Source organism: Streptomyces millisiae (genome assembly GCF_031845425.1).
Taxonomy (GTDB): domain Bacteria; phylum Actinomycetota; class Actinomycetes; order Streptomycetales; family Streptomycetaceae; genus Streptomyces; species Streptomyces millisiae.
In genome coordinates, this window is sequence record NZ_JAVREM010000060.1 from 33,519 (window position 1) to 39,867 (window position 6,349).

A 6,349-nucleotide genomic window follows, 5' to 3' on the forward strand; every position below is an offset into this window, starting at 1 on the left:
TCAGGCCGCCTTTCCGAGGCGCACCCGCGGGTCGAGCAGCGGGTAGGCCAGGTCGATGAGGAGTTGGACCAGGATCGCCAGGGCGGCGGTGACCAGCACCGTCGCCTGGATCAGCGGGTAGTCGCGGGTCTCCAGGGCCCGAACCACCAGGGAGCCCACGCCGGGCCAACCGAAGACGACCTCGACCACGACCACGCCGTTGAGCAGCGCGGCGAACCGGGTGCCGAGCGCGGTCAGCACCGGGATGGCCGAGTTGCGCAACCCGTAACGCCAGGTCAGGGCGCGCTCCGAGACGCCGCGCGAGCGGGCCACGGTGATGTAGGGGGAGGCGAGGGCGCCGGCCATCTCGCGGCGCACCAGGCGGGAGATGAGCGCCATCTGCAGGATCGCCACGGTGACGGTCGGCAGCACGAGGCCGCCCCAGGTGGTGAAGCCCGACGAGGGCAGCACCGGGATCAGCACGGCGAACGCGGTCAGCAGCATCACGCCGCTCCAGAAGTCCGGCATGGACTGCCCCGCGATGGTGACGATGTTGGCGCCCAGCTCCCGGTTGGTGTCGGCGCGCCTGGCCATCCAGACGCCGAGCGGCACGGCGACCACGGTGGTCAGCGCGATCGCGGAGATGGCGAGCGTGGTGGTGTACGGCAGCCGGTCCATCACCACGTCGAACGCGGGCGCGTGGAAGGAGTAGCTGGTGCCCAGGTCGCCCGTGAACAGGTCGCGCAGGAAGATCAGGTACTGCGTGAACACCCCGCGGTCGAGGCCGAACTGCTCGCGGATCCTGGCCAGGTCCTCCGTGGTGGCGTTCGGCCCCGCGTAGGAGGTGGCCGGGTCGCCGGGGGCGAGGCGGACCAGGATGAAGACGGTGGAGACGGTGAGGAAGATGGTCAGCAGGCTCTGACCGAGGCGGCGGGCGAGGTAACGGACCATCGCTCAGCCCTCCATCCGCACGGCGGCGAGGTCGTAGGAGTTGACGGGCTTGAGCGGCGGGTCGGCCACCCGGGTGCGGTGCGCCAGCACCGCGTCCGGCACGAAGGCCCACAGACACGGCCACAGGTCCCAGATCCGCTGCTGAACGTCGGTCAGCAGCAGGTTGCGGGCATCCCGGTCGGGCTCGGCGGTGGCGTCGGATATCAGCCCCGCTATCTCGGGGAACACGAAGCCCTGGTAGGTGTCCCTGGTCTCCTCGCGCTCCGGGGTGCCGGCGTACATGCCCTGGAGGCTGGTGAGCGCGAGCCCCGTCGGGTTGCCGTAGCCGTTGCCCAGCACGTCCCAGTCGCCGCGGCGGCCCTGCCGCCACTGGAGGATGTCGCCGCCCGGCTCGAACTGCCTGAGGGTGGCGCGGACCCCGATGTCGCGGAGCATCTCCTGGACGGCCTCCATGATGAAGCTGTCGGCCGCGAACTCGCCCGTCTCCCAGATGATCCGCACCTCGAGGTCGCGGACGCCGAGCGCGTCGAGGCGCTGCCGCGCCTGCCGCGGGTCGTAGGTGTAGGCGCCGGTGCGGGCCGCGCCCTCCAGGGCGGCCGGCACCACGCCCTCGGCCTGCTGGGCCGAGCCGGTGAGCACGTTGTCGATCAGGGCCCGGCCGTCGATGGCGTAGCTGAGGGCCTGCCGTACGGCCGGGTCGGCCAGCGGATGGCCGCGCGGCTTGCGGAAGTTGAAGAACAGCTGGTTGATCCGGGTGCCGGGGGAGCGCTGGATCCGCACCCCCCGCATGCCGTCGAGCTGGTCGGCCGAGTCCGGGCTGATCGAGTCGATCACGTCGAGCTCGCCGCTGCGCAGGCCGACCACCCGGCTCGACTCCTCGGGCACGAACCGCACCCGCACGCCGTGGACGCTCGGCGCGGGGCCCCAGTAGCGCTCGTTGCGGGCCAGCTCGTACTCGCCGGTGCCCGAGTTGGCGCGGGTCACCACGTACGGGCCGGAGCCGACGCCGCCGGAGAGCTCGGCCGGCTCGTTGGCGGCGGCCGGGGTGATGTGGATGTTGGCCATCAGGTAGTCGAGCACCGCGACGGGCCGCTCGGTGTGCAGCCGGAAGGTGCGGTCGTCGACCGGCTCGACCGTGGGCATCTCGGGGAAGAGGCCGACGATGAAGGAGCCGCTGACCTCGCCGTAGTAGCGCACGGCGGTGGCCACGTCCTCGACGGTCACCGGGGTGCCGTCCGAGTAGTGGACGCCGTCGCGCAGCCGGACGGTCCAGACGCCCGACTCGTCGAGGTCGAAGCGGTCGGCGAGCACCAGCTCGGGCTTGAGGTCCCGGCCGATGTTGGTGAGCGCCTGACGCACCGCGCGCTGCACGGTGACGGCGGCGTCGAACTGGTTGAGCTTGTTGTCCAGGCTGACCAGTGAGCGGTTGAGACCGAGGCTGACGGTGCCGGGCCCCGGCGCCCCGGTCGGGCCCGCGCAGGCGGTCAACGGGCCGAGAGTGAGCCCGGCGCCCAGGCCGGCGCCCAGGCCCAGCAGGGTGCGGCGGCCGAGGATCGGAGGGGTGAATCGGGTCATCGTTGACCTCTTGACGCTTGGAGGGGGACCGGGAACGGGTCCCTGTTGTTCGGCGGGGTGCGACTCAGTGGCCTCGACAGGGCGGCCCGCAGATGACCCGGCCGGGCTGTCGTGTCGGCCACAGTCGCATGCATGCGCGTTGTGCGCAAGACCCCTCGCGTAAATCACGCGCCGTGTGCCATCATCGACCGCAGCACGCCGGCCCACGTCGTCCGCGAAGGCGCGTCGGCCAGCGCGCCACACCTTGATCTCACCGGATCCCACCAGCGCGAACCGCGCGCACGAGGAGGCCACGTGCCACCCGCCCCCAGCCGGCGACTGCTCGCCATCGCGGACGACCTGTCCGGCGCTGCCGAGACCGCCGCCGGGCTGCTTTCGCGCACAACGCGCAGCCGAGTGCTCCTCGTTCATCCGGTGACGCTTCGTCAGGAACTCGCCGATGTGCCGCGCTCGCCAGGCGAGGCCACCGTGCTCGACCTCGACTCCCGCTATCTGCCGCCCGCCCCGGCCGCCGACCGGGTACGCGCCGCACTGGCCGGCGTCGACCCCGGCACCCCCGTGCTCGCCAAGATCGACTCCCTGCTGCGCGGCAACACCGCGGCCACCGCGGCCGCCCTGGCCGAGGGCGGCGCGCCCGTGCTCGCCGCGCCCGCGCTGCCCGCCGCCGGCCGCACCGTCCGCTCGGGCGTCGTCCACCTCGGCGACACCCCCCTGCACCTCACCGACGCCTGGCGGGTCGAGACCGCCGCCCCACCCCGCTCGCTCGCCGACGCGTTCGCGCCGCTGCCCGTCGAGCTCATCGACCTCGGCACGGTGCGCGCCCCCCGCGCCCGGCTGGCCGCCGCGCTCGCCACCGCCACCGCCGCCGGCCGGCTCGCCGCCTGCGACGCCGAGACCGACCAGGACCTCGACGCCATCGCCGGCGCCGCCCTCGCCCTGCCCAGGGCGCCCCGCCTCATCGGCGCCGGCGGCCTGGCCGCCGCCCTCGGCCGCCAGTTGGCCTCCGGCCAGGGGCCCGGCACGGGCAGGGTCGCCGCTGGCGAAGGACCCGCCGTCCAGGCCGGCGGCCCGCCGTCGCTGCCGCCGCCGCGCGGCGACCGGCCGGTGCTCGTCGTCGTCGGCAGCGCCGAACCCGTCACCGCCGCGCAGATATCGCAGCTCACCGCCGACGGCGCCGTCCACCACGCCCTGCCGAGCGCGGCCCTGGCCGCCGCCGTCGCCCCCTCACCACTCGGCGCCCTGCCGCTCGCCGAGGACGTGACCGTGCTCAGCGTCGCCCCGACCGGCACCGGCGAGCGGCGCGAGGACCCACGGGCCGTCGTCCGCGGCCTCGCCGCGCTCGCCGCCGCCACCGTCGCCGCCGCCCCCCGCCCCGTCGACCTCGTCCTCACCGGCGGCGAGACCGCCCGCCGCGTCCTGGAGGCGCTGGCCATCCACGAACTCGAACCGCGAGGACAGATCCACCACGGCGCGGTCCTCTCCCGCACCCGCGACGAGCGGTCCGTCGTCACCCGCCCCGGCAGCTTCGGCGGCCCCGACTCGCTGCGCCGGATCGTGCGCGCCCTACGCCCCGGCCCACCCACCGCCCCGATCGCCCCCACCAAACGGAAGGTCCTCCCATGAGCTCGTCAACCACCAAGGCCGTTGACGCCGAGCCGCTGCCGCTCATCGCCGTCACCATGGGCGACGGCGCCGGCATCGGCCCCGAGGTGATCGTCCCGGCGGTGCTGCACCCCGACACCCTCGCCCGCTGCCGCCCCGTCGTCATCGGCGACGCCGAACGCCTCCGCCAGGCCGCCGCACTCCTCGGCCGCGCGTCCGAGGTCGACATCGTGCCCGTCAAGACGCCCGCCGAGGCCGAGTTCACCCCCCGCCGGATCAACGTCATCGACCTCGCCCTGCTCCCGGCCGACCTCCCCTGGGGCCGCCTCTCGCCGGTCGCCGGCGACGCCGCCTACCAGTTCGTGCGGGTCGCCGCCGAACTCGCCCAGGCCGGTGCCGTCCAGGGCATCTGCACGGCCCCCCTCAACAAGGAGGCGCTGCACGCCGCCGGCCACCTCTACCCGGGCCACACCGAGCTGCTCGCCAAGCTCACCGGCGTCGACGAGGTCTCCATGATGCTGTCGACCCCCACCGTGAAGGTCATTCACGTCACCACCCACATCGGCTTGATCGACGCCGTCCACCGCATCGAGCCGGGGCTCGTCGCCAGGACCGTGCGGCGCGGCCACGAGGCCATGGTGCGCGCCGGCGTCCCCGCCCCCGTGATCGGCGTCTGCGGCATCAACCCGCACGCCGGCGAGAACGGCCTCTTCGGCTACGGCGAGGAGGAGGAGAAGATCGTCCCCGCGCTGGAGGAGGTGCGCGCCGAGGGCATCGACGCCCGCGGGCCGCTCCCCGCCGACACCGCCTTCTTCCTCGCCGGGCGCGGTGACTACGACCTGATCGTCGCCATGTACCACGACCAGGGCCACGGCCCGGTCAAGGTCCTCGGCCTGGAGGCCGGCGTCAACCTCACCGTCGGCCTGCCCGTCATCCGCACCTCCGTCGACCACGGCACCGCCTTCGACATCGCCGGCACCGGAACCGCCGACGCCGGCAGCATGGTCGAGGCGCTGCGCCAGGCGGCCGAGATGGCCACCAGGCCGACCTCCTGACGGGCACCGCCATGCCGTCCGCCGGATCCCGCGCCCGCCGCGACGAGATCGTGCGCCTCGCCACCACCACCGGCCTGGCGAGCGTCGCCGACCTCTCGCGCAGCTTCGGCGTCTCGCCCTCCACCATCCGCCGTGACCTGGCCCAACTCACCGCCGAGGGACGGATGGCCAGGACCTACGGCGGGGCGATGGCGCTCGTCGCGCACCCGGAGGCGTCGCTGCGGCAGCGCACCGGCGAGGCGTTCGAGGCCAAGCGGGCCATCGCCCGCTGGGCCGCCGACCAGATCGGCTCCGGCGAGACGATCCTGCTCGACGGCGGCACCACGGTCCGCGCGCTGGCCCACGAACTGCGCCACGCCGAGCTCCTGACCGTCGCCACCGTCGGGCTCCCCGCCCTGGAGGAACTGGCCGACGCGGACGGCGTACGTGTCGAGTGCCTGGGCGGCACCCTCCGCCCGGTCAGCCAGAGCTTCGTCGGCCCCTTCACCGAGGCCGCCCTCGAACACCTCAGCTTCGACCGGCTCTTCCTCGGCACCGACGGGGTCGCCGCCGGATTCGGCATCTGCGAGGCCGACCTGCGGCAGACCCGGCTCAAGGAGCTGATGGCCCGCCGCGCCGAACGCGTCTACGTCCTCGCGCACGCGGCGAAGGTGGGCCGCCGCCCGTTCCACGCCTGGGCCAGGCTGCCCGGCGACTGGACCCTGGTCACCGACGCGACGGCCGACCCGTCGGCCGTCGCCGCCCTGCGGGCGGAGGGCGTCTCCGTGGTGACGGTCGGCCTGCCGGCCTGAGCGGCTCGAAGGGACCTCGGCCACGGACGTCCCGTTGGCCGCCGGCGGGTTCGCTGCGCTTGGCGTTGCCGCTGGCCCGCAGGCCCGGGCCACCGGCGCGCTCCGCGCGCCTGGCTCGGGCCTGCGGCCGTGTCGGCCTGCGGCCGTGTCGGCCTGCGGCCGTGCCGGCCTGCGGCCGTGTCGGCCTGCGGCCGTGCCGCGCCCACCCACCCGCCCTCCGGGCGGGTCGTCGCGCGGCAGGGGCCGGGTGGCCCGGCGGCGAAGCCGCCGCGGGCCCTCGGCCCTGGCGGGCCCTCGGCCCTGGCGGGCCCTCGGCCCTGGCGGGCCCTCGGCCCTGGCGGGCCCTCGGCCCTGGCGGGCCCTCGGCCCTGGCGGGCCCTCGGCCCTGGCGGGCCC

Annotated in this window: 5 protein-coding genes; 3 read left to right on the forward strand and 2 right to left on the reverse strand. The window is 75.0% G+C overall.

Annotated elements, in window-relative coordinates; translation table 11 throughout:
- On the reverse strand, positions 1 to 930 hold the full coding sequence (locus tag RNC47_RS28850; RefSeq protein ID WP_311602902.1) for an ABC transporter permease: 930 nt from the start codon (positions 928 to 930) through the stop codon (positions 1 to 3).
- Between the two features lie 3 nt (positions 931 to 933).
- Positions 934 to 2,505, reverse strand: a complete 1,572-nt coding sequence (locus RNC47_RS28855) for an ABC transporter substrate-binding protein (protein WP_311602904.1) — start codon at positions 2,503 to 2,505, stop codon at positions 934 to 936.
- Positions 2,506 to 2,799: 294 nt separating this feature from the next.
- Between RNC47_RS28855 and RNC47_RS28860 the strand changes: the two genes are divergently transcribed.
- The 3 genes from RNC47_RS28860 to RNC47_RS28870 are packed head-to-tail and all read left to right on the forward strand — an operon-like array spanning position 2,800 to position 5,953.
- Complete coding sequence (locus RNC47_RS28860) at positions 2,800 to 4,128, forward strand: four-carbon acid sugar kinase family protein (protein ID WP_311602905.1); 1,329 nt, start codon at positions 2,800 to 2,802, stop codon at positions 4,126 to 4,128.
- Positions 4,125 to 5,162: a 4-hydroxythreonine-4-phosphate dehydrogenase PdxA gene (gene pdxA, locus RNC47_RS28865; RefSeq protein ID WP_311602907.1), complete on the forward strand. Its 1,038-nt coding sequence runs from the start codon at positions 4,125 to 4,127 to the stop codon at positions 5,160 to 5,162. The genes RNC47_RS28860 and pdxA overlap by 4 nt, the downstream gene beginning before the upstream one ends.
- 11 nt (positions 5,163 to 5,173) lie before the next feature.
- On the forward strand, positions 5,174 to 5,953 hold the full coding sequence (locus RNC47_RS28870; RefSeq protein ID WP_311602908.1) for a DeoR/GlpR family DNA-binding transcription regulator: 780 nt from the start codon (positions 5,174 to 5,176) through the stop codon (positions 5,951 to 5,953).
- Positions 5,954 to 6,349: the final 396 nt, after the last annotated feature.

What these genes read in the sequence shown, in the direction of transcription:
- RNC47_RS28870 (WP_311602908.1), top strand. Translation starts at nt 5,174, where the DNA reads ATGCCGTCCGCCGGATCCCGCGCCCGCCGCGACGAGATCGTGCGCCTC.
- RNC47_RS28855 (WP_311602904.1), bottom strand. Translation starts at nt 2,505, where the DNA reads ATGACCCGATTCACCCCTCCGATCCTCGGCCGCCGCACCCTGCTGGGC.
- RNC47_RS28850 (WP_311602902.1), bottom strand. Translation starts at nt 930, where the DNA reads ATGGTCCGTTACCTCGCCCGCCGCCTCGGTCAGAGCCTGCTGACCATC.
- pdxA (WP_311602907.1), top strand. Translation starts at nt 4,125, where the DNA reads ATGAGCTCGTCAACCACCAAGGCCGTTGACGCCGAGCCGCTGCCGCTC.